The organism is Vibrio sp. OY15 (assembly GCF_000742455.1).
GTDB classification, from domain to species: Bacteria; Pseudomonadota; Gammaproteobacteria; order Enterobacterales; family Vibrionaceae; genus Vibrio; species Vibrio alginolyticus.
Genome location: NZ_JPIL01000019.1, coordinates 1 through 22,406 on the forward strand (window position 1 = coordinate 1; position 22,406 = coordinate 22,406).

Here is a 22,406-nt window from a genome sequence, read left to right on the forward strand (position 1 = left end):
TTTTAATAGACCCAAACAGCAAGCATTCTGTAGAGCATTGGGCCAATATTGGGGCAGTCTCATCTCGGACGTTAAGACGATTGATTCGAAGTGAGTTAAACATGAGTTTTAGTGAATGGCGGCAACAAGTACTGCTAATACATTCATTAGAAATGATAGCTCGAGGGGAATCGGTGGGAGATATTGCACATGCTTTAGGTTATTCGACGCCCAGTAACTTTATTGCGATGTTTCGTCGGGTCTATGGCGATTCACCCACGCGTTACTTTTCGAGTCGTGGCATATAGTTGCCAAGAGCTTACCTAAATTAGGTTCGTTTTTATGTACTGAGGCTTTTACATACATTTACTCACCCAACATAAGCAAGTGCTTCTAGCTTCTTTCTGCCTCAAATGAGCTGAAATCAATTTCGAAGTGGATAATAGAGTTCAAGATTTTAAAATATTTAATCTAATGGAAGGCAAGACCATACTCCTACGGTTATTGACAACATAAGGGGGGGGGGGGAGAATGTCTATTCCTTTGCTTTAAATGTACTTAAACATTAACCGTTCAACTTGTGCCATACAGGCTCTTTATCGTCTCCCTCAACCACACGATTTTAGGGTTCTGGTTATTGCGCTTGTGCCAAATCATAGTAAATGGAATCAGTAGCTTGTGCTGATAATCTTCAGCAACGGGGATAGGCAACGCTATTAAGTTGGGGTGAAGCTGTTCGCAGTATCGCTGACAATATTTTGGTGCTGTGGTTAACATTTGATGGTCGGGCTTTTCTGCAACAAATAAAGCTTGCTCGAAACTCGCCATCGTTAGGCTAACGTTTCGAGTGTGTCCCTGCTCAGCCAAGATCTCATCCAACACCCAACTGTCATTTTTCTCCCATGCTACATTGATATGGGCATAGCTTAAGAAAGTATCCAAATTCCACTCTTGCTTGAGCGCAGGATGATCTTTGCGGACATACACCATAGGTAAATCTGAGAACAACACTTCGAAGTTAATGAAATACGGTAGCAGTTCTAACGACTCTTTGGAGCGAGGATGGCTTTCGCGGCCAGTAAAACCAATATCCACTTCACCGCTAGTGATGGCATCTAATGAGTCCTCATCCCAGTTATGGTACTTTACCGTTGAGTCTGGGTAAAAGTCATGGATTCGTTTGGTCAGTTCGTCGACCATGATGAGTGACAATGGCGACTCTACTCCAAGATGAAATTTAACTCCGCTTGGAACATCATCACCTCTGAGTGAAACAATCTGGTTACCGATCTGCATCCAGTCTGACAAAAGCACTTGCACGTTTGTCGCGAGATTTGTTGGCTTTAGGCCTTGCGGCGTATTCACAAAAAGCGGGTCATCAAACCAAGCGCGCAATTTGCCTAAAGACTTACTCACGGTTGAGGGAGTTACATTAAGTTTTTTCGCCGTTTTAGTAACACTCTGCTCTTGCAGTAGCAATTGCAGAGTGAGCAGTAAATTAAGATCAAGTCGGGCAAGAGATTTCTTCATGAAGCTCACTAACGTTCTGATTTGGAAATAATAATATTATGGAGAGTCCAATAACGCTACTAGCAACCAACGCTATCATTAACATCATCACAGCCGACACACCTAACGTCGCCATCAACCAAATGTAAAGTGCAGACCAAGAAACCTGACCTATGCCAAGCATAGAGCTTGCAAGTCCAGCTTTGCGTGAGAACTGGCTTAACGCTTGGCTCATCGCCACACCAAACCCCATTGGAAAACTCATGCTGAGCAGAGTGAATCCTACCATATAAAGTGTCGGACTATCGCTATTCAAGTGAGCCGCGAGAATAACGATAGCCGACAGAAAATTGGTCATTTGTGCAGCGAACATCAATGTGGTTTGTTTGAAGCAAGAAAGAGCAAATGGAACTGAAAACGATGTCGTCATACCTACCATCGCGAGTAGTGCTATCGTTGTTGAATATTCGCCTCGAGTAAAACCAATTGAATCCATTATTATCATTGGTGACGTATTTACATAAGAGAGAATAGCTGTGACGCCTAAAGATGTATAAATAACGCGCGATATGAAAAAGCGGTTAGATAGTGATTCGTCGGAAGCTTCACTCACATTTAAAGTTGTGCGCTTGGTTTTAGGCAAGGTTTCTTTCAAGACAAAGCAAGCAATTAAACCTATCACAACACCCATTATCGCCATGGCAGTGAATAACACGGGCCACAGAAACTTGATCATAATCAGATTGCCGATCACGGGGGCAAGTACTGGAATAGAGCAGATATTTCCATTGAGCATCGATAGAACCTTAGCTCGCTCTGGGTCCCCTAGAGTGTCACGCAAAATGGCAAAGGCCACTACATAGCAACATGCGGCACCTACGCCTTGGAAAAAGCGCATTATTAGGAAGCTATTACTGGTCTCAGCAGAGCCCGCGAACATTGATGCAAGGGTAAAAATCACTGCACCGCAAATGGCAACAGGTTTGCGTCCTAAACAATCAGCAGTTCGCCCAACAAAAACCATAGTCGATGCTAGACCAGCGAGGTAAATAGAAAAAGCAATATGAAGTTGTGATTCGCTGGCAGACAGGTCATGGGCGATTTGTGGTAAAGCAACCAAGTAGAGATCTATTGCCGTAGGATAAAGCAACACAAAGGCGAAGCTACATATCAGATATCGGGATAAATTAATTTTTTCCATTACTACCTCGTGAAGGAATTGGGCTTACGAGGATGATATGCAACATTACTCATCTTGGCGCGTTACCTTTCTGACAACAGGTATTTCCATATACGACATCAGTAACGATTGTGGCTATAGCAGTCAAATTTGCCCTAAGAAGAACCGTGGTATTGGGAGAAAGTAATCTATACAACCGAGTCCACTACATTAGTTAAATAGACAACGATGGACATTAGTGACCCGGAGTTTTCTCAAGCTATATTAAGCTCTCAAAACCGCAGAGCTTAAATAGTGTGGTTAAGCCTTTGATTCGGGTGTGGCCTGCCTTTGTAATCTCTTTCCCCAAAATACAATGTGTTTTGCTTTACAGGAGTCAGAGTGCCTGGCTCCTTTTCCCTTTGCTTGTCGCGAACGCTACCATCTTGGTCGTAGAGTATTGGTTATCGAAACCATTAACTCATGTTAGTGAAAGGAAGTTCCTGAACCCTATAGTGCTTCTTTCACCAATCTTCTGTTTGGGCCATTATCTCTAACATCCAGACGCGAAATAGCATAAGATACACGGCCTTTACTAGCACTGAGCCACTCATTGTAATGACAGATAAAACACAGCAAGCGACATTTGCCGATCTTGGCCTGATTCCAACATTAGTCGAGCGACTAGAAGCGTTGGAATACAGCCAACCGACGCCCATTCAATCCCGTTCTATTCCTGATATCCTTGAAGGGAAAGATATTATTGGTGGTGCCAATACGGGGTCTGGTAAAACCGCTGCTTTTTCGCTGCCAATCTTGCAAAAAATTGTTCAGCAAGACGAATCAAACAATCGCCGTGGCAACTTCGTTTCCCACCTGATTTTAGTACCAACTCGTGAGTTGGCATCACAGGTGGCATATAACGTCAAATCTTACTCATACCATCTCAGAGATAAGATCAAAACGGTTGCCGTATTTGGTGGTGTATCGGTGAACCCACAAATGCTGGCGCTTCGTGGTGGCTGTGACATCATTGTTGCAACGCCGGGTCGATTACTTGATCTGGTATCCAGTAACGCGATTAAGTTGGACCAAGTAAAAACGCTTGTTCTTGACGAAGCCGACCGTATGTTGAGCCTCGGATTTACCGAAGAACTGAATAAGATTCTTGCGTTACTCCCAGAGAAGAAACAGACGCTGTTATTTTCTGCAACTTTCCCTGATAAAGTGACGACGTTGGCTCAGCAGTTGCTCCGCGACCCTGTTGAAGTTCAGTTGCAGAGCGCAGAAGCCAGCACTTTGGTGCAGCGCGTGTTTAGTGTAAATAAAGGTGAGAAGACGGCGGTACTCGCGCACTTAATCAAACAGCATCAGTGGCGACAGACTCTGATTTTTGTGAACGCTAAGAATGCCTGTAACCATTTAGCTCAAAAGTTGTCAAAACGCGGTATTACCGCTGAAGTTTTCCATGGTGATAAAGGGCAGGGCGCTCGTACTCGTGTCCTTGACGGTTTTAAGTCTGGCGAGATTCAAGTTCTTATTGCCACCGATATCGCAGCACGCGGCCTTGATATTGAAAAACTTCCAGTGGTGATTAACTTCGATCTTCCGCGTAGCCCTGCTGATTATATGCATCGAATCGGTCGTAGTGGTCGTGCTGGTGAAGTAGGTTTAGGGTTATCTCTTATCGATTACGACGACTACCACCATTTCAAAGTGATAGAAAAGAAAAATAAGTTCCAACTTGAACGCGAGCAGGTAGTCGGTTTTGAAGTGGAAGACGATCAGAGTGAAGCCTACTTTTTACCAATGAAGCCGCGAGCGAAGCCAGCAGGTACGGGTAAAAAGAAGAAAAAGCGCAATCAATAGAAAACGTAAACTACATGTGAGTTTACTTACGGGAGTTGCTGGAGAAAGGGAATGCTCACTAGCTTGAGTCTTCGCTTCTAGCCATTCCTTTAAAGAACAATAGAGCCCTGCTGGAGCTACCAGTAGGGCTCTATTGCTTTTCAAGATAGTGTTATTGGCGACGAGCAGGGCGTCCGCGAGGTGAACGCTTTTTAAATGCAGACGCTGCTTTGGCTTGTGACTTAAGAATAGAGTCAACGGTTAGCGGCATTGGCTCTTTAGGTTCAAGGCCATGAGGGAAGGTACGAGCTCTTGGTGGTAAGTTGTATTCTTCTTCGCTCGCGCGTGGCATGCGCTTAAAGCGATAAAGGTAAAAGTTTTCTAATTTTTCTCTCGCCCATTCGGTTTTCTTTAAATACTTCACGCTACTTGCAATCGAAGGCTTAGTGTTAAAGCAATTAAAACGCATTGCTGTATCTAGAATGTCCCAGCCGTAAAAATCCACTAACTCTTGCAACATAGTCTCTAGCTTTAATCCGTGCAGTGGATTGTTCTGTTGCAGCTCGATTCTCTCTTCGTCAGTCATCATTTTTAAGGGCCTTACTCATTAAAGGGCGGAGTTTAACAAAGTATACAATGTAGAGATATCTATAGTTACTTTGCGATGGATGCGAGCACAGTGCTCTCTACCTTGAAAGTATAAATCGGAATTGGCCGCTCTACTTGGCTCTCTGCTCAAAAATGACTCTTAAAAGTTCAAGCGTTCCAGCTCGATGTTAAATTATTGTGTAATAAGTGAGATTTTTGTTGTTCTTTTACTAATGTCTAATATTCCTACCCATAGCAACACATGCTTAATAAGCTCAAAATCAAAATTGGTTCATGCCGCTTTCTTAGTATGGCCTAGAAGTTTGATGTGGGTGTTGTCTCGTATTGGTCGAAGGTCTGTCTACCAAGCGAAACTCTAGTTGACGTAGTTCAACGTTGAAACATAAAAGGATGACTCAATGTCTGACAAAAGTAAGACTTTTTACAGGGATGTGCGCAAAAAACCGCATGAATTTGAAAACCGAGAAGACTTTCTAAATCATGATTTAACCGTCATGAGCTTCCGTCGCTGGGGAATTCATTTGCCCTCACGTGATTACAGTATTGAAATCGAAGACTGGGTACCTGCATTAGCAGCAACTATTGGTAAGGTGGTGATGGTCACTGCCATGGTTTCCGCTTTTGCTGCTCAGTTTGGTTTATCTCCGGAATTCATTGCAGAAAACGTGCGTTACGAATTACTTATCGCTGGAGCCCTGTTCGTCATTCTGTTTTCTGCCATCCTAAACCCGAATGCAAACTTAGCGGGCACCCATGGCCCAATGATACCGCTGATTCCTATGATTGCAGCTGCAGGAGGACACCCTCTCGCGTTAGGTTTGATGGTATGTGTTTTTGGTTTAATTCTCGCTTTAACCAAAGGTGGCTCTAAACTCATGACTCTGACTGGTATCGGGGTTCGAGGAGGGTTGTTGATCTACCTTGGTGCTGTTGGGTTGCTCGGGCAAATTAATAAGACGGAAGCGTGGGCTGCAAGTACGGACCAAGGTTACATTTCGTTTGTGGTCATAGGCCTAACCGTTATGGTTTACGCTTACTTAGCCAAGATCAATAAACGTTGGCTCGCTATCCCATTGTGCTCTGCACTCGCGGGTATTGTTGCTTATATGATGGGAGCGGAATTCACTTTTACCACAGAGCCGGGCCTGCCTAATTTCAGTCCATTCTACTGGTGGGGGGAAGATACAGGCTGGCAGTTAGGCTGGCCAACCCTAGAGCACTTTATTGCCGTGACTCCATTTGCTCTATTGGCTGTCGCTATGTGGTCCCCTGATTATCTCGGCCATCGTGTGTTTCAAGAACTTAACTACCCGAAAGAAGCGAAAGGCGTACTAATGGATGTCGACGACACGATGGTCGGAGCATCTGTTCGTCAGGGGGTTGGTTCACTCTTAGGGGGCGGAAACCTAGCTTCTTCTTGGGGAACGTACATGATTCCTGCCGCAATTGCCAAGCGTCCTATTCCAGGTGGCGCTCTGTTGACGGGTTTCATGTGTATTGCGGCGGCGGTAATTGGCTACCCAATGGATCTAGCAATGTGGGAACCTGTTCTGCGCGTTGCTTTGATTGTGGGTGTATTCTTACCACTTCTTGAAGCGGGTATGCAGATGATCCATAAGCATAAAGATTCACTCAGTGCAGGTATCTGTATTTTTGCCTGTGCATTCGTTAATCCAGTCTTTGGCTGGGCAATCACGATGCTGCTGGATAACCTTGGACTTATCGGCGACCATGAGCGTGCCAACGAACTCTCGCGAAAAGATAAATACCTGATTCCTGGCACTGCGTTTATCGTTTGTGCAGGCTCCCTTGCTGTTGTTGGTCAGCTTCCAGGCATTCCAGCTCTTATCGGTTAATCGAATTATGCTTTAAAGGCATAGTGGGATTGGTGAATAAAAGGACTTGCTTCTTAAAATAGTAGACAAAAACAAAAAGCTACCTAGTACCAGGTAGCTTTTTGCATGTAGGGTTAGGCTACGGAGTTAGGCTATATGAGTGATTCAATGCCGTATTTTGCGCCGTAGTGTTCAACGACAAAATCAATGTCTTTGTCACCACGGCCTGATAAGTTGATCAAAATCGAGCCGGTTTCTCCTTGCTGCGCGAGTTTAATTGCGTAAGCGACAGCGTGTGAGGATTCAATAGCAGGGATTATTCCCTCTTCACGAGATAGCTCAAAGAAGGCATCAATCGCTTCGTCATCACTGATTGAGCCGTAATTGACACGGCCAATGTCTTTTAAGTAACTATGCTGAGGCCCAACCGATGGGTAATCCAAGCCACTTGCTACAGAGTACACTTCCTGAGGTTCGCCTTGCGCATCTTTAAGCATGTAAGACTTAAATCCGTGCATGATACCTGGCTCACCGAGTGTGAGTGTTGCAGCATGCTCGCCAACCTTTTGCAAAGAGCGGCCCGCAGGTTCAACGCCGTGAATGGCGACTTGTTCATCCTCTAAGAAAGCAGTAAATAGCCCCATCGCGTTAGAACCACCTCCAACGCATGCGACGAGATTATTGGGTAACTTGCCGGTCATTTCTTTGAATTGAACTCGTGCTTCGTTACCGATAATTGATTGGAAATCTCGTACCATTTTAGGGAATGGGTGAGGGCCAACGACAGAGCCTATCGCATAAAGTTGTGTATCAGGATCTTTCAGATAAGCTTCGAATGCAGAATCTACCGCTTCTTTGAGGGTTTTGCGCCCATGAGTGGCAGGAATGACATTAGCACCAAGGATTCTCATGCGGACGACATTCGGATGTTCTTTGGCGATATCAACTTCACCCATGTAAATGTCGCATTTCAAGCCAACCAATGCCGCGGCTGTAGCAAGCGCAACACCGTGTTGTCCTGCGCCAGTTTCAGCAATCAGTTTCTTCTTACCCATCTTTTTAGCGAGAATGGCTTGTCCTAAGCAGTGGTTAATTTTATGTGCGCCTGTATGGTTTAAGTCTTCGCGCTTTAGGTAGATGTCTGCTCCGTATTTTTTAGACAAGTTTTCCGCATGGAAGATTGGGCTAGGTCGTCCAACAAAGTGCTTATACAGGCGAGCGAGTTCCGCTTTAAATTCAGGATCTTTGCTGCATTCCTCATAAGCTGCGTTGATGTCATGCATGATTTGTTCAAGCTCAGGTGGAACAAAGCTACCACCGTATTCACCAAAGTATCCTTCTTCGTTGGGCATAGTGAGATCAAACGAGTTTTTCATTATTTACATCCTAGTTAACGAAAGTATTGATACTTTTATACCCAAAATTTAGAAGTGGTTGTGTGATCAGTTGCTTAAATCAGAGTTCGCGATCTAGTGCACTAGTTAAAAAGTACAGCTTGTGTAGGGGATAATAGTTGTGATGTAGAATCAGGTGGTTTGAATAGGTGCAAAAAAGCCTCGAGAGATCCTAGGCTGTCATAAGAACCTCTCGAGGCAAACAGAGTGCTGGAAATACACTCTGCGATGGTGTCTGGAAACAAAAATTAGATTCGTTTCCTTTGTCAGATATTAGGGTTTTAGAATGAGTCGATGTCAGCGAAATGTCACAAGTTAATTGCGGTATTAAAAGCTTATTTTTTATTTTTGATTAATGGATTAGAAAGTAACCTAAAACAGGCTAGCCTACCGCGTGTTCCGCATCTTTTAAGTTGAACATGATCTTTCTTTGTTTCGAATCGACGTCTTTAACCAACGCGTGCACTTTGGTCCCTAAAGTAAACGTGGCGCTCTGGCTGGAAATTTTTTGTTTGACTGCATCAAATTCGAACTCACCATTTTGGAAAGTTGATAAAGGAATGAGACCTTCGGTTCGGTTCCTCTAACTCAACAAATACCCCGAAGTGTGTGACTCCACACGCTGTCCCTATGAAGTGTTGTCCGATAAATGGCTTCATGTAATGACATTTCAGTGCAAACTCAATCTCTCAGCTAGGGATTATGTGCTCGTAGTTATTAGAATTTATTGATTGAGCAGATATATTTAATTTCATTTTTTCTCTTATATTCGCCAATCGCTTTTATTTTATAAACTTTATTTTTATGAGCAAAGCATGAGGCGAAGTGATTCAGATATGAATGAGATTAATTTAGTTCCAAACTGGAATTGCAAGGTAGACTGTGTGATTACCTAAAGATGTATACCAAAGTGACTTTATTGAAAGTGATTAATGATGGTGTGGGAGAGGTAAGTGATTTGGGTATATAAACTCAGATAGAGAATAGTAAGGGCAGTAATAAGTGGAAGGGGATTGTGGCACCAACAACATTGATGCCACACAAAGAATTACAGTGCAGTTACTTCAGCTGCTTGTAAACCTTTGTTACCTTGTTCAACAACGAACGATACTTTTTGGCCTTCAGTAAGAGTTTTGAAGCCTTCAGAAACAATAGAACGGAAGTGAACGAATACGTCATCACCGCCATTGTCTTGAGAAATAAAACCAAAACCTTTAGTTTCGTTGAACCATTTTACTGAACCAGTTAATTTATTAGACATAGATACCTCTATATTTGATTGTTTTAAATATTGAATTTTTAGCTAATATCAAGTGCTACTATATGATTTTAGAGATAACTATTTTGTCGCAGGAACGTAAACGAGGAATTCGATGTGGAACTGAGAGAAACTTTGATCTTTAATTACATTAATAGCTCTTTCCGTAAGAGCTGATGTGCAGTATACCGACAAAATTAATAAAGGCTAGCCTTTTCTTTTTTATTTTTTTGAGTACACCAAGCGCATTGCTTTCAAAGCATACGCTTGGTGTATAAGACGGCGTGATGTTATAGGTGGCGTCGAGCGCTTAGTGTTTTATGGTTGGGCCGTTACGAACGATGTCTTTACCATTGTCATATACGTGCTGCGAAACCCAGCGGCCAAGGAGCAATTGGTGCTTTTCTCCTAATACGGCAACAAATGGACGGCCATCGGTATTAGAGGTGGCTAGCGCAACGCCAGTGACACCTTCAAGACCCAGAGCGCCGCTTTCTACTAAATGCAGAAATGCCTCTAACTCTTCAATCGTTTCGATTACATGGTTATCAATATTCATTGTATTCAATCTCTTCGAATTGCATTGCGGTCGCGTACTCTACCTAAGTTAAGCGTGGAAACCAAGCTTCTACGTGCGTCATGTAATGAGAGAACCTTGCCCTGCCACTAATCATCAATAAGTTAGTCTCGATAGTCCGGAACTTGCCTAGATTCAATGAGGCAGAAAACACTCTCTGGTTAGACATGAGTCACATAATGTTGTCTGGTTTATCTCATCAATACTTTTGCTATTGGATGGGGTGAAGGGGAGTGCAATAATTTGTAAAACTCTTTTCCTAAAGGCTGTTATGAAGAAAGTCCTGATTACCGGTTTTGAACCTTTTGGTGGTGACGCCATTAACCCCGCCTTAGAAGCGGTCAAGCAATTAGAGGCTGTGGCCATAAAAGGCGGTGTGATAGTTACTTGCCCAGTCCCCGTAGTTCGATATGACTCGGTGAAAGTCGTTATTGAAGCAATAGAAGCGCACCAGCCAGACTGTGTGATTACTGTAGGGCAAGCGGCCGGGCGTAGCGCGATAACCCCAGAGCGTGTCGCAATTAATGTGGATGATTTTCGTATTCCAGATAACGCTGGTCATCAGCCGATTGATGAACCCGTGGTGGCTGATGGTCCTGATGCTTACTTCTCGACACTACCGATAAAGCGTGTTGTGCAAACGTTGCAAACGCAGGGGATACCTAGCCAGATTTCCAATAGTGCTGGAACATTTGTATGTAACCATCTCTTTTATGGGATCCAACATTACTTGAAAGACAATCCGATTCGTCACGGGTTTGTTCATATTCCATTATTGCCAGAACAAGCAGCAGATGGCAGTCAGCCTTCTATGTCTTTGGACATGATAGTCGAAGGACTAAAGCTGGTGGCGCAAGTTTGTATTGCCAATGATAGCGATATCCTGGTAAGCGGTGGAGCGATTTGCTAGTAAGTGTTTTAAAATCCAGTAAGTATCTGAAAGATAATAATAAGCTTGTCGTTTGATGTTGTAGTAAATGTTAGCTTTGTCAAATTTCACAAGTAGCGAAAGGAGTAGCATTGAATAGTCAGGTTGGATGTTGTTCAAACTGACATTCCTCTAGTACAGGAGGTGTTAGGGGGCTAACTTTACGAAAGGCGAGTTATTATGAAAAGCAACAAAAGTAAGTCAATCGCACTTATCTCTGTCGTTGTTTTCGCGTTGGCTATTGCTGCGCTTAAATTCGAAAATACGCTCGGAGTTCTTCCCATCGTAGTCGCTGTTATCGCGTTTTTTACTTGCGTTATTTATACCAGTAGATACCTGTCTGATATGAAGCGTTCAGAGTTGATAAGTCAACCCAAACAAGCTCGAAAAATGTGTGCCAACGCATCACGCAATGAGCTTGATGCGTGCGATAAAAAGCGTTGAAGCGAGTCACATTCTCCGTATACTTTGCTGGAGCATTAATGCACTAACGTGTCGGAGATAAGCATGTCAAATCGAGTACCAACCAACATACTGACCGGATTTTTGGGTGTCGGTAAAACGACCACGATTTTAAATCTACTGAAGAACAAACCGGAAAAAGAAAACTGGGCGGTTTTGGTCAATGAATTTGGTGAGATTGGCATCGACGGTGCATTGATGACCGACCAAGGCGCGCTGATTAAAGAAGTGCCGGGTGGTTGTATGTGCTGCACTGCGGATGTGCCGATGTCGGTAGGTATCACCGCATTATTGCGTCAAAAACCGGACCGTTTATTGATTGAGCCGACAGGCCTTGGTCATCCAAAACAGGTTATCGCGACGCTTACCTCACAGCAGTATGAACCTTACGTTGATCTTAAAGCGACGATTGCCTTGGTTGATCCGCGTAACTTAAGTGATGAAAAGTATCTTTCTAACCAAAACTTCGTGGACCAGTTAGACAGTGCAGATGTGGTTATTGGTAGTAAGGTTGACCTATGTTCCAGCCACGACATTGATGTGTTTAATGACTGGGTGACGGACCAATCCCCTTCAAAAGTATTCAGTAAGCTTATTCATGATGGTGAGTTACCGATAGAAGTCTTGGATATCGAGCGGGTTTACGGCAGCGCTTCTTCCCATATCGAGTCACATCATCATGACCACGCTCATCAAGAGCCTCAATTCCAGTTGGCGCCTGGTGAAGCCTTTGTGCGCAAAGAGAACAAAGGGCAGGGTTATTTTAGTTGTGGGTGGTTGTTTGGGGCAGAGTATAAGTTTGATTTTGAAAAGCTTTTCTCTATGCTTTCGGACTTGACCGCAGAGCGTGTTAAAGCGGTGGTCAATACGGATCAAGGTTGTTACGCGTTTAATGTTGCCAACCGAGTCGTGTCGGTGAATGAAATCAGCTTAGAAGGCTTTGAATCACGATTAGAAGTGATAGATTCTCAGCTGTTGCCATGGGATGAGCTTGAGCGAATTCTCCTTCAGTTATCTGGCATCAAACATTAAATCGCGCAAAGGTTAAACGAAAACGGTGAACCACTAATATATCTGTGCTCACCGTTTTTTCTTTTGTAGGATTTCAATGAGAAAAGTGAGATAAATCACTCAAATTCGGGTATAGTGCACGGCTAAATTTTTAAAGCTATTTTTAGTGGTTTGTTTAAGGAATACGCTCAATGTCATTTTCATCTCAAGGTTTTGCGCCAGAAGTGGTTAAAGCACTGGCAGAATGCGGTTATGAAAAGTTAACGCCAATTCAACAGAAGGCGATTCCAATGGCTCGCAAAGGCCATGATATTTTCGCTACAGCACAAACAGGTACTGGTAAAACGGCTGCGTTTTCTCTGCCTATGATTCAGCAGTTGCTAGACAGTAACCGTAGCGCTTCTCGTAAGACTGCTCGCGCACTTATCTTGGCTCCAACTCGTGAGCTTGCTGAACAAATTGCTGACAACATCAAAGCTTACACGAAGTACACGAACCTGTCGGTGGCCGCGATTTTCGGTGGCCGTAAAATGTCTTCTCAAGTAACGGCATTAGAAAACGGTGTAGATATCCTAGTGGCTACACCAGGTCGATTGGAAGAGCACATTGAACAAGGTAATGTCTCGGTCGCACACTTAGAGTTTTTAGTGTTTGATGAAGCAGACCGTATCTTGGACATGGGCTTTATTCACGCAGTACGTAAGATCATGCTAGATGTGGATACTGATCCGCAAATTATGATGTTTTCGGCAACGACTTCGAGCCAACTAAATCTGTTAGCAAAAGATATCCTGCGTAAGCCTAAGCGTATTGAAGTTGAGCGAGCGAATACGACAGCACAGACAGTTGCTCACGTGTTATATCCAGTTGATCAAGAGCGAAAAACGGAACTGCTTTCGGAACTGATTGGTCGTAAGAACTGGAAACAAGTGTTGGTATTTGTGAACTACAAAGAGACCGCAAACGACGTTGTAAAAGAGCTGAAACTTGATGGTATCAAAGCGGTGGTTTGTCATGGTGACAGAGCTCAAAGTGCTCGTCGTCGTGCGTTAGAAGAGTTCAAGTCCGGTAAAGCACGTGTCATGGTGGCTACCGATGTCGCTGCTCGAGGTATAGATATTGAAGATTTACCTCACGTTGTGAACTATGACATGCCTTTCTTAGCGGAAGATTACGTTCACCGAATTGGTCGTACAGGCCGTGCAGGTAAGCAAGGCCATGCTGTTTCATTTGTAAATCGAGATGAAGAGCTCACGGTTGTTCAGGTTGAAAATCTAATCCAGCAACGCATTCGCCGTATTGAGCTTGCAGGCTATGAACCAAAACAGCGTGAATCTTACATTGAAAAGCTGCACTCAAAACCAGCGTTTAAGAATCGTCAAGGTCGTCGTAATAACCCGAACCAGTCGGCAACAGACCAAGGGTCGGCAGAGCGTCGTCTTGCTATGGTGAAGCGCCTGAAAGCGCGTCGTGGCGCAAAGTAAATTACACAGTCTGTGTGAAAAGAGCCCCTCAATTGAGGGGCTTTTTTTGTTTTGTCGTTTCGCGTTAATTTAGGCCAAGCATATTTGGCTCACCACGATAAATAATGCGATCGTTTCCTCGGTGAATACCAAACGTAACTGTAACAGGTGGATTTTCCTCTTCACTTGTCGTGTTATCCCAGTCGTATTTCAGCCAAGGGATGCGATTGCCTGAGCTGTCTAAATCTAGGTGGAATTGTATTTGCTCTCGCGCTGAGTCAATTTGGCTTGCAACGATATCGGTCATTCTGCCAATACTCATCGTTCCAACGCCAGAAAGCAGGGCGTTGTTTGCTGGCGCATGAGACCAAATTGGCGTGCTGAAGTAATATTCACCATTCGCCGTTGTTGAGCTGTCATCGAAGTTAGTCGTAAATCGACCGTTTTGCCAAATTTCCACATCAAGTGGCACTTTGATCACCATGCCTTGGTTGCCACCTACATCTTGAAAGTTCAAACGACCGAATCGAATGTCTGGTTGTTTTGTGAGCACTTCGCTATCGTCGAAGAAGTTTACCTCATCAACGGCTTTAGTCGTGACTATACCTATTTTGCTGCTGTCACTGTTAGTCCCTTTATTAAATGGGCCATCAGGGTATTGTTTATCTGTCGTGTTCTTTTTCCAACATGGGCTATTGTTACAAGTCGCATTGGTCGACGGCTTCTCGATCACAAACGTTCCAACACTCGCGTTACCCAGTGGTTTCCATTCTACCTTCTTAGGCTTAGGCGGCAAAAACCGATCGGAGTATGAGCTTAGCTCGCCTAAATCGAAATGTTGTTGAAGGTTAGACGAAAAGTGGACGTAATTCTTCACGTTTTCCTTATGCGCATTGAGTGCGACAACATCGTAAGTGACTTTCTCAAAAGGTTGATTCATGTAAGCAAAAGTTTGGCCATGTGGGTTGTGCCATTCTTGGTCTTGCACTTGAAAATATTTTGGGTAAAAACGACCAACGTAACGATAGCCTTCGTTTACAGTCATACCTAGATATTTACTTTCTAGGTTTGCTTTTACTCTCAAGCTCCCGACTTCTTCCCAATATAATCCATTAAAGACGAATTGATCATTCTTGGCTGAATTATGCGCCTGAGCCAGTGAGTCACTACTTTTTAGCAATTTTGAGGTTTGGTTCGCTGTCTCTGATGGCGTATGTTGCTCACTCGACAAGACAACCGATGCTGCTGGAGCGTCATCAAGCGTAAAATTACGGGTGATAGAAGCATCACAATAGCGTGCTGATTCAACAGACCCACTTATAGAGCCGTCAGGTTGCCAAATGATTGGTTTCACCGTTAGAGAGAAAAGTTCTCCGGCAGCAAGAAACCCTTCTCCTTGTTCAGAGGTACCAGAAGGCAAAGCACGTTGGTTGTCACAGATAGCCAGTGTCCATGGTCGCGAGTGCACATTAAATGTTCCTTTCACTTCCACTTTGCCTTCTTCTGGGCACTCTTCAAATCCCTCACATTCAAAATGATCGGACAATGTCACTTCAAATATGCCGGATTCGTTCGTGATAAGGCCATGTTCAGACAAGCCATCTTCAAATTCTGCTGAATAGCTAAAGTTTCCTTCACTTCCTCCTAATGGTTGAACCAATGGATGAAAAACTTTAGGCGTACCATTGTAGTTGCTTGCTACTACAGGTTCGCCGGTGGTGGCACAAGCAAGTAATCGCGTATGCACGTTTTCTGGCTTACCTGCAATAACGCGTATTTCATTTAAAGCGGTGCTTTTTGTCTTTGAGTAGGCCTCAAACATAAATGGCGTAAACATAAAGCGAACAGTTTGATGCTTGCTCGTGTCTTCTGCCATAGTGAAAGTTAGTGTGTAGTTGGTATCTAACGAGATCGTATCAATATTATTCGGAACCACTCGAACAACAAGTTCACCATTATCGTCTGATATAAATTGGTTGGCTCCTAATGTCTGATGACCTTTAACCACCTCTAAAGTGAATAAGTCAGGGTGTGATAGGACGGCACTGACTTCTGCCCTTACAACTTCTCCATTATTGGTTGTTGTTACTGTAAATTGCGGAAGATCGTCGCCGCACATCAGTGCCATGTCGTCCGATGGTGTGACGCTGAGGTTTAAGTCGTTCTCCGATGGAGGCTGCATGCTGCAATTCGGAACATCTTGAGGGGTGATTGGACAGATTTGGGAAGAGTAGTGACAATCAGCCTCGCCCAATCCACAGTATTGCGTGTATTTGTTGTCTTGTGCTTTCGTTTGCGCACTTCCTGGCGTTTGTTGGATTTCACCACAAACTTGACTAGGCTGATTTGGAGCGTTGTTGAAGTTCAATGTTTGGAAGTATTTAATTGCTGCGGTGGAACTATAGAATGAGCCACTTAATGTAGCTGACGATCCTACAGATTCAGCTGTACCATAGATCGATATATCTTTTATAATCAGAGAGTTGTGCGCAGAAACATCACCGACGACAAAATGGTCTTGTAAAGGATGGTTTGTTTTTAGGTGTAGTGTTTCGCCTTGTGATTCGACCTTACCACAGATGTTTGTATTAAATACATTGGTCGTGCTGTGTGTCGAAATATCACCAATAATGGTGTTGTACGTTCCATCAATGTGAAGTGTCGAACCTGTTAGCTTAATATTCCCGTCTATGAGAATGTTATGCAGCTTTGTTGGGTAAGCCGATAGAAGATCACCATAGATGACAGTGTGTTTGTTTTGGTAATCGTCAAGGTTTGAAGCCTTCTCATTGCTAACCGTTAATCCGGTAGCGAGGGCGTGGAGAGAGATACGCTTATTGGGTTCACCAATCGTATTGTTCCCCTCTAACACAATGCCATGAGCTGCTTCTAGCGTTATCTCTTTGTCCGGTAATGAGGAAACAATTTTGTCACCAGCGGGTAGGACTAGTTTCCCTGTACAGTGATAAGTCGTACCATCGCTTCCGATACTAAAATTCTTGTGTGAGCAAAGTTGACCTAGCTCAGATAGATCTTTTACGTCATAAGTGGTGGCGTGTGAGGTTAGCGGTAAAAAAAGAACCGCAGCGAAAATACTGCAAAGACGCATCATCAAATGTCCCAAAAAAGTGGAACAAGATGGCATCAAGCGAGCGTGAGCAAATGCTCACTGAAATTGGAATAGCTGCGGTACTTTTTGTTTTGAAGCCGCTTAGTTATTGAACTTTGGTTATTTTTTATTTCGTATGTCATACCAAAGTTTAGCGGCCTTATTACAACGTAAGTGCCAGGTTAGTTCAAGAGGCAAGTGTGATGTGTGTCGATTTATATGTGTAACCATTTGTTAGTTAAGGATAATAAGTAAGCATGTTGGTTCAGAATCAGGAAGGACGCGATCCTGATTCTGAACGTTTATAACGCTAGGCAGCGTGAACGATGAGTGGAGCCATCTGATATAACTCTTCTAGTATGGCTTTCGTTTGTCTCGAATACACCAGACAATCTCGATCGCCAACGAGCTGAATTGCTCTCACTTTACCTGCAACCAGACATTGCCTAATCGTGCGCAGAACCATTTGGATATCAATTTCTGACGCGCCATCAAGGCTGTTTTTGGTTTTTAGAGATCCAAGGTCGATGCTAATGATTATTTGGTCGCAGTGGTCTAGGTAATTGCCGATCTGTTGCTTAACGTTATTGCGATGACGAAAAGAAAACTCTTTCTCGGTCACCCAATCACAACCTTGATCTTCCGCGTATTCCCACGTTTCCTGCTTCGTCTCTTGCTCACTGACGCCAGCAAAAAACAATCGTACGTTTTGATAGCGAGAAAGAGCAAAATGGAATGCAGAGCCTAAGCGTGGCTCAAGTGTCGGCTTCAAGTTCATGTTATGCCCGATATTTACGACACCCACTTCGTCTCGATAGGATACGACCACAGGTAACATGGACAAGATTGCCTCGGTACAGTTAGTGACTAAAACAGGAATTGAGTGGCGAGAAAGCGAAAGGCTTAACGCTTCTTGAAACTCGCCATTCTCCAGCTTGTCGTGGTTGAAGTGACCAAAGTTTTCAGCGGTTTCATGATCATGCTGTTGGTATAGCCAATCGCTAGCATTTTCCAAACTTTGATCAGCTAATTCAAACGCGCCCTTAGACATGGGTGGCAAATACTCACACACTGTCATAAAAGAAAAAGGGTAATGCTGCGGCTGTTTCACGGTGTGGTGGAGTTTATAGCGTTTGAAAAAGCTTAACATGATGAATTACCTTTCTGGTGGTAGTGCCCTTGCCGCTTGCAGTACATGTAAAATAATGCGCTGCTTATCCTTTTCGACTCGGTGGGCCGGAGCCATCACCGAGACTGCGCCAATCAGTTTGCTTCCTTTCATTACCGGTGCGCTAATACCTGAAACACCAGGGTCAATCTCAGAAGTACTGACGGCATATCCGTGTTTACGGATGGTTGTGAGCTCTTTTTCCCACTCGTCACGTCGGTGATCTTGATTAAAATATCTCAAGATTTTCTCGCATCGACTTTGAGGCATAAAAGCAAGCATCACTTTAGATGAGGCACCGCGCAGCAGAGGTTGACTTTGACCCTGGACGAAGCTGCAACGCAGCGCCTGCATACTTTCTTTCTGTCTGACACAAAGCGCACGATAACCCGCTGGTACCATATAAGCGGCCATTTCCCCGGTTTGTTGTACCAACCTAGCCAGTATGGTTTCGACCATGTCGAGCCCATGTTGCGCGGTCTCATAGCTGTGCATGAGTAATAATGCCGCCGGACCAACGACAAATGTCTTGTCGTGAACGCTTTCTTCGATCAAGTTCCACTCTTTAAGCAGTTTTAAGTGTCGGTAAAGGCTGCTTAAAGGAACGTTCAATTGCTCGCTTAGCGTTTTCGCAGAAACTGGGAACGGACTAACTGCAACTTGCATTAACAACTGCAGTGATTTTTCGTTTACCTGGTTAGCATTAGCTTTGTTTGTCGTCATGAGAGTGTTGTAACGTGTTGTAGGAGTTACGACAAATATAATTCTTAATCACTGAGAAAAGAAAAATAATTTTAATGGGTAATTCTTACATGATGAGAAACAGACAGGTAAAGACTTTCGCAAGTACCGATAGACATAACATGGTGTCGAATTAAAGTCTCAGGTTTGAGGCGCTTGATACTAAATTGGAACAGGAGTGAATAAGACATTGTTTAGTTTGCGGTATTACTCAGCGTTTCGCATACTGAGTTAATCCAAACAAATAATGTTAAAAAACGTGAGTTGCTAGCGGGTATCGGAATCGAGGTACCATCTCAGTAAATCGGTTTTATAAAAGGTTACTTTTATATGCTGAATAAGGCGATTTTTAAAAAAGCCATCATTTTTCTTCTGCCTATTCCCTTGGTTATTGGAGAGGTTTTGTATTTAGCTCGTGAAAGCGTGCAAAACAATCTCAATCATTTATTAGAAAAAAATGTGCAAATTGCAGATGAAATTTTATTCCAAATAGAGACTGAAAACCGCACGGCGTTGCTACACCCTGAACGATGTGAAGAGCTCCAGCAAAGCTTAATGTTTGAACGAGATATTGAAGAAATGCTCATTGTGAAAGAGGGAGTCATTACTTGTTCTTCGAAATTGGGAAGTATCTCTAAACCGTTAGCTGAGCACATCACCTTTCCTAAGGGACAAACGCTAGCGTTTGGTAGTGTTGATAGCTTGTACGATCAGTTCTTGCTTGTGGTAACGGAGGGAGAGCGGGGTTATCAAGCCGTAACGATTATCGATCATGACTACTTTAATGCGACAATAGGGTTTAACAACGATTTACGCCTAAAACGCTCTGCGCTGTTTATCCATGATCAAGTTTCACCTGAAGGAGCATTAAGAGCGGGAAGTAATCCTATCGGTATCAAATCGTCGCAAATGTTTGAGTATGAAGCTTTGAGCGAAGCCAGCGATCTTTTCGTCAAACAGAGAACACTTTCCTATTTTTTGTACTCAATTCCAATTATTTTCGTTATCTACCTTTGCTTGTATGCGTTGAATAAGTTTATTGATCCCCATCGCAATTTGATACTGGATCTTAAAAGAGCGATAAAAAGAGGAGAGTTGACCCTGTATTACCAACCGCAAGTTAACGTTGATACCGGCCAGTTATTCGGGTTTGAAGCGCTTGTGCGATGGGAGCATCAAAGTAAGGGGTTCATTTCTCCGGATGAGTTTGTCCCTGCGGCAGAGCAAAGTGGATTGGTTTTTTTACTTACTGATTTCGTTCTGGATAAAGCGGCAGAGGACTTCAGTAAATTAGGCTTTGATCAGCCTGTCCACCTTGGTATTAACGTGCCGCCTGGTTATTTAGTCGGACCAAACGCGATCAGAAAAATTCAATTGCTCGACAGACAGTTGAGCCGAAACAAAGTCTCATTAGGGGTTGAGATAACAGAGCGTCAGCTCATTGATTCAGAGGCGAGAAAATGCATTGCAGCGCTGCGAGTGCATGGTATTGATGTGCTGATCGATGATTTTGGAACTGGCCAAACCTCGTTAGCATTTCTACAGCACATGCGCATAGATTACTTAAAAATCGATAAGTGCTTTGTCGAAACCATTGGTATTCCTAGCCTTAGTGCTTCTGTCTTAAAAGCGATGGTTCACTTCGCGGAAGAATTACAAGTACAATTGATCGCTGAAGGAGTGGAAACCATAGCGCAAGCTGAACACTTAAAGCAGATGGGAGTGAGATATCATCAGGGATACCTGTACTCCAAACCATTACCTTGTGAGCAGCTTGCGCAGCGAAGTCATTATGATTGGTAGACGTTAGCTCTATAACACTGAGCATTTTCATCAAACACAAACTCTAACTCATTTTTGATGCTATCTAAGCGGTCTTCTTGGTAGTGAGACACATACAATAGTTGGCTTAAATTCTCTCTAGCGATGAGCTCAAGTGTGTTCTTAACTAACCGTCTACCCAAAAAATCTAACCCTTGATACGGCTCGTCCAAAATCAATAATGTGGGTTGTTTCACGATGGCTCTTGCAATCAGTAATAGTCGCTGCTGACCGTACTCTAATTGCTTGAATGAGGTTTTTTTGTACTGGCTCATATGTAAGATATCGAGCCACTCGTTTGCAATATTCATCTCTTTGCGAGTTGGCTGGTTATACAACCCAATCGAATCGTAAAATCCTGACAAAATGACTTCTAATGTGCTGCAATTGACTCGATATTGGAGGTGTAGCGCTGAAGACACCATACCGATATGCTGCTTAATTTCCCAGATTGTCTCGCCAGTACCACGCTTTTTACCAAAAATATCAATGTCATTGCTGTAGCATTGCGGATGATCGCCAAAGATCAATCCAAGTAAGGTACTCTTTCCACAACCATTTGGGCCTTTGACCTGCCAATGTTGGCCCTTGTCTATGCGCCAGTTCAAGTCAGTAAAAATCTTCTTATCGGTGTATTCAACAGTCCCATTCTTTAGTTCAAATATTGGGTTGTTGAATGGCGTCGAGTGCTGATGCTGACGTATCAAGCTCATCATTTCTTCACTCTGTTGCTCTGACTGAGATTTTATTTGTCCAATGATTGGATGATTATCCCAACTGGACTTATCCATTGTACTATCAAGCTTTCCTGCACTGAAAAGCGCGATGCTATTGATCCACTCAGGCATGTCAGATTCGCGAGAGAAGGTTATGAGTAGTTGCACATTTTGAGAAAGCGAGTGTAAATAGCGAGCGAGAGCAGCTCGGTGCGCAATATCTAAGCCAGTAAATGGATTATCGAGTAATACTAGGTCAGGTTGTGTGGCTAAAGCTCGGGCGAGCATTACTCTTCTGGTTTCTCCGGTAGAGAGAACGCGGAAGCCACTATCTCTAAGATGGCTTAGGTCGAGATCATTAACTAGCTGTTCAGTTAAGTTAGTGTCTTGGCTCTGCTCTAGGATTAATGAATAAACAGTGCTTCCTTGGTCGATACGATTAAGAAAATCCGTATCATCCTTTTCTAATTCTCTTTCCAGTAATCGCTGTTGCTCTGATAACGACACTTGCGCAACGGACAGCCCATTTAGCTCAATTTCCCCACTATTTGGTGACATTTCATCACAAATAAGGTCTCCAAGCAGAGAGCCAATATCTCCATCCGCGCTGAATATCCCCCAAGACTGCTGAGTGTTAATTTTCCAATCGTCAATAAACAAGTGTGTCGTGTTTCTCTTAGCTGCAAGCTGACGAAAGTGAATAGTCATTGTGTTTGTCTTCCTTGTTTTCGTTTTAGTGGATTACTTATAACAATTTACGAACTCAGTACGGAAGCGCTTTTGTGTATTAATTTTGAACAGTGCTCAGTCTTGTGCATA

The 22,406-nt window shown here is 43.5% G+C and carries 18 protein-coding genes and 1 pseudogene; 8 read left to right on the forward strand and 11 right to left on the reverse strand.

Annotation, left to right across the window (positions count from 1 at the left end; translation table 11 throughout):
- Window positions 1-287, forward strand: a 287-nt coding sequence (locus IJ23_RS24415) for a helix-turn-helix domain-containing protein (protein WP_152560959.1), incomplete at its 5' end; no start/stop codon positions are given.
- A 265-nt stretch (window positions 288-552) separates the two neighbouring features.
- Here IJ23_RS24415 and yidZ read toward each other — a convergent pair.
- Together yidZ and IJ23_RS19515 are read right to left on the reverse strand one after the other, a co-directional pair.
- Window positions 553-1,509: an HTH-type transcriptional regulator YidZ gene (gene yidZ, locus IJ23_RS19510; protein ID WP_033907131.1), complete on the reverse strand. Its 957-nt coding sequence runs from the start codon at window positions 1,507-1,509 to the stop codon at window positions 553-555.
- Window positions 1,484-2,689 carry an MFS transporter gene (locus IJ23_RS19515; RefSeq protein WP_033907132.1) on the reverse strand — a complete coding sequence of 402 codons (1,206 nt, stop codon included), beginning with the start codon at window positions 2,687-2,689 and terminating at the stop codon, window positions 1,484-1,486. Before IJ23_RS19515 ends, yidZ begins: the two co-directional genes overlap by 26 nt.
- Before the next feature lie 576 nt (window positions 2,690-3,265).
- On the opposite strand from IJ23_RS19515, the gene IJ23_RS19520 reads away from it, so the two are divergent.
- The gene (locus IJ23_RS19520) at window positions 3,266-4,516 is read left to right on the forward strand and encodes a DEAD/DEAH box helicase (protein WP_005375545.1); all 1,251 of its coding nucleotides are present in this window, start codon (window positions 3,266-3,268) and stop codon (window positions 4,514-4,516) included.
- Between the two features lie 151 nt (window positions 4,517-4,667).
- On the opposite strand, the gene IJ23_RS19525 is transcribed toward IJ23_RS19520, so the two are convergent.
- Entirely contained in the window at window positions 4,668-5,084 is a 417-nt protein-coding gene (locus tag IJ23_RS19525; RefSeq protein ID WP_005375544.1) for a VF530 family DNA-binding protein, read from the reverse strand.
- 418 nt (window positions 5,085-5,502) lie between these two features.
- Here IJ23_RS19525 and IJ23_RS19530 point away from each other — a divergent pair, with 418 nt between their 5' ends.
- Window positions 5,503-6,960: a DUF3360 domain-containing protein gene (locus IJ23_RS19530; protein ID WP_033907133.1), complete on the forward strand. Its 1,458-nt coding sequence runs from the start codon at window positions 5,503-5,505 to the stop codon at window positions 6,958-6,960.
- A gap of 131 nt (window positions 6,961-7,091) precedes the next feature.
- Here the strand turns inward: IJ23_RS19530 and trpB are convergent, their stop codons facing one another.
- The 4 genes and pseudogenes from trpB to IJ23_RS19545 all read right to left on the reverse strand — a co-directional run bounded on the left by trpB (window position 7,092) and on the right by IJ23_RS19545 (window position 10,150).
- Window positions 7,092-8,315: a tryptophan synthase subunit beta gene (gene trpB, locus IJ23_RS19535; protein WP_033907134.1), complete on the reverse strand. Its 1,224-nt coding sequence runs from the start codon at window positions 8,313-8,315 to the stop codon at window positions 7,092-7,094.
- A gap of 400 nt (window positions 8,316-8,715) precedes the next feature.
- Window positions 8,716-9,022, reverse strand: a pseudogene (locus IJ23_RS25765) (S1 RNA-binding domain-containing protein); the annotation flags it as partial.
- Between the two features lie 359 nt (window positions 9,023-9,381).
- On the reverse strand, window positions 9,382-9,594 hold the full coding sequence (locus IJ23_RS19540) for a cold-shock protein (protein WP_005375644.1): 213 nt from the start codon (window positions 9,592-9,594) through the stop codon (window positions 9,382-9,384).
- Between the two features lie 307 nt (window positions 9,595-9,901).
- Entirely contained in the window at window positions 9,902-10,150 is a 249-nt protein-coding gene (locus IJ23_RS19545) for a hypothetical protein (protein ID WP_033907135.1), read from the reverse strand.
- Between the two features lie 289 nt (window positions 10,151-10,439).
- Here IJ23_RS19545 and pcp point away from each other — a divergent pair, with 289 nt between their 5' ends.
- The 4 genes from pcp to IJ23_RS19565 all read left to right on the forward strand — a co-directional run bounded on the left by pcp (window position 10,440) and on the right by IJ23_RS19565 (window position 14,053).
- On the forward strand, window positions 10,440-11,078 hold the full coding sequence (gene pcp, locus IJ23_RS19550; RefSeq protein WP_033907137.1) for a pyroglutamyl-peptidase I: 639 nt from the start codon (window positions 10,440-10,442) through the stop codon (window positions 11,076-11,078).
- 198 nt (window positions 11,079-11,276) lie between these two features.
- The gene (locus IJ23_RS19555; RefSeq protein ID WP_033907138.1) at window positions 11,277-11,540 is read left to right on the forward strand and encodes a hypothetical protein; all 264 of its coding nucleotides are present in this window, start codon (window positions 11,277-11,279) and stop codon (window positions 11,538-11,540) included.
- 63 nt (window positions 11,541-11,603) lie between these two features.
- A complete protein-coding gene (locus tag IJ23_RS19560) occupies window positions 11,604-12,590 on the forward strand; it encodes a CobW family GTP-binding protein (protein ID WP_033907139.1) in 987 nt (328 codons plus the stop codon).
- A gap of 170 nt (window positions 12,591-12,760) precedes the next feature.
- On the forward strand, window positions 12,761-14,053 hold the full coding sequence (locus IJ23_RS19565) for a DEAD/DEAH box helicase (RefSeq protein WP_033907140.1): 1,293 nt from the start codon (window positions 12,761-12,763) through the stop codon (window positions 14,051-14,053).
- 64 nt (window positions 14,054-14,117) lie between these two features.
- On the opposite strand, the gene IJ23_RS19570 is transcribed toward IJ23_RS19565, so the two are convergent.
- The 3 genes from IJ23_RS19570 to IJ23_RS19580 all read right to left on the reverse strand — a co-directional run bounded on the left by IJ23_RS19570 (window position 14,118) and on the right by IJ23_RS19580 (window position 19,032).
- Window positions 14,118-17,144, reverse strand: coding sequence for a DUF6701 domain-containing protein (locus IJ23_RS19570; RefSeq protein WP_033907141.1), 3,027 nt, complete (start codon window positions 17,142-17,144; stop codon window positions 14,118-14,120).
- 307 nt (window positions 17,145-17,451) lie between these two features.
- Window positions 17,452-18,291: an arginase gene (locus IJ23_RS19575; protein ID WP_033907142.1), complete on the reverse strand. Its 840-nt coding sequence runs from the start codon at window positions 18,289-18,291 to the stop codon at window positions 17,452-17,454.
- A 6-nt stretch (window positions 18,292-18,297) separates the two neighbouring features.
- Window positions 18,298-19,032, reverse strand: a complete 735-nt coding sequence (locus tag IJ23_RS19580; protein WP_005386192.1) for an IclR family transcriptional regulator — start codon at window positions 19,030-19,032, stop codon at window positions 18,298-18,300.
- A gap of 348 nt (window positions 19,033-19,380) precedes the next feature.
- On the opposite strand from IJ23_RS19580, the gene IJ23_RS19585 reads away from it, so the two are divergent.
- On the forward strand, window positions 19,381-20,853 hold the full coding sequence (locus IJ23_RS19585) for an EAL domain-containing protein (protein WP_033907143.1): 1,473 nt from the start codon (window positions 19,381-19,383) through the stop codon (window positions 20,851-20,853).
- Here IJ23_RS19585 and modF read toward each other — a convergent pair.
- A complete protein-coding gene (modF, locus tag IJ23_RS19590) occupies window positions 20,841-22,295 on the reverse strand; it encodes a molybdate ABC transporter ATP-binding protein ModF (RefSeq protein ID WP_033907144.1) in 1,455 nt (484 codons plus the stop codon). The genes IJ23_RS19585 and modF overlap by 13 nt on opposite strands.
- Window positions 22,296-22,406: the final 111 nt, after the last annotated feature.

What these genes read in the sequence shown, in the direction of transcription:
- yidZ (WP_033907131.1), bottom strand. Translation starts at nt 1,509, where the DNA reads ATGAAGAAATCTCTTGCCCGACTTGATCTTAATTTACTGCTCACTCTG.
- IJ23_RS19515 (WP_033907132.1), bottom strand. Translation starts at nt 2,689, where the DNA reads ATGGAAAAAATTAATTTATCCCGATATCTGATATGTAGCTTCGCCTTT.
- IJ23_RS19520 (WP_005375545.1), top strand. Translation starts at nt 3,266, where the DNA reads ATGACAGATAAAACACAGCAAGCGACATTTGCCGATCTTGGCCTGATT.
- IJ23_RS19525 (WP_005375544.1), bottom strand. Translation starts at nt 5,084, where the DNA reads ATGATGACTGACGAAGAGAGAATCGAGCTGCAACAGAACAATCCACTG.
- IJ23_RS19530 (WP_033907133.1), top strand. Translation starts at nt 5,503, where the DNA reads ATGTCTGACAAAAGTAAGACTTTTTACAGGGATGTGCGCAAAAAACCG.
- trpB (WP_033907134.1), bottom strand. Translation starts at nt 8,315, where the DNA reads ATGAAAAACTCGTTTGATCTCACTATGCCCAACGAAGAAGGATACTTT.
- IJ23_RS19540 (WP_005375644.1), bottom strand. Translation starts at nt 9,594, where the DNA reads ATGTCTAATAAATTAACTGGTTCAGTAAAATGGTTCAACGAAACTAAA.
- IJ23_RS19545 (WP_033907135.1), bottom strand. Translation starts at nt 10,150, where the DNA reads ATGAATATTGATAACCATGTAATCGAAACGATTGAAGAGTTAGAGGCA.
- pcp (WP_033907137.1), top strand. Translation starts at nt 10,440, where the DNA reads ATGAAGAAAGTCCTGATTACCGGTTTTGAACCTTTTGGTGGTGACGCC.
- IJ23_RS19555 (WP_033907138.1), top strand. Translation starts at nt 11,277, where the DNA reads ATGAAAAGCAACAAAAGTAAGTCAATCGCACTTATCTCTGTCGTTGTT.
- IJ23_RS19560 (WP_033907139.1), top strand. Translation starts at nt 11,604, where the DNA reads ATGTCAAATCGAGTACCAACCAACATACTGACCGGATTTTTGGGTGTC.
- IJ23_RS19565 (WP_033907140.1), top strand. Translation starts at nt 12,761, where the DNA reads ATGTCATTTTCATCTCAAGGTTTTGCGCCAGAAGTGGTTAAAGCACTG.
- IJ23_RS19570 (WP_033907141.1), bottom strand. Translation starts at nt 17,144, where the DNA reads ATGATGCGTCTTTGCAGTATTTTCGCTGCGGTTCTTTTTTTACCGCTA.
- IJ23_RS19575 (WP_033907142.1), bottom strand. Translation starts at nt 18,291, where the DNA reads ATGTTAAGCTTTTTCAAACGCTATAAACTCCACCACACCGTGAAACAG.
- IJ23_RS19580 (WP_005386192.1), bottom strand. Translation starts at nt 19,032, where the DNA reads ATGACGACAAACAAAGCTAATGCTAACCAGGTAAACGAAAAATCACTG.
- IJ23_RS19585 (WP_033907143.1), top strand. Translation starts at nt 19,381, where the DNA reads ATGCTGAATAAGGCGATTTTTAAAAAAGCCATCATTTTTCTTCTGCCT.
- modF (WP_033907144.1), bottom strand. Translation starts at nt 22,295, where the DNA reads ATGACTATTCACTTTCGTCAGCTTGCAGCTAAGAGAAACACGACACAC.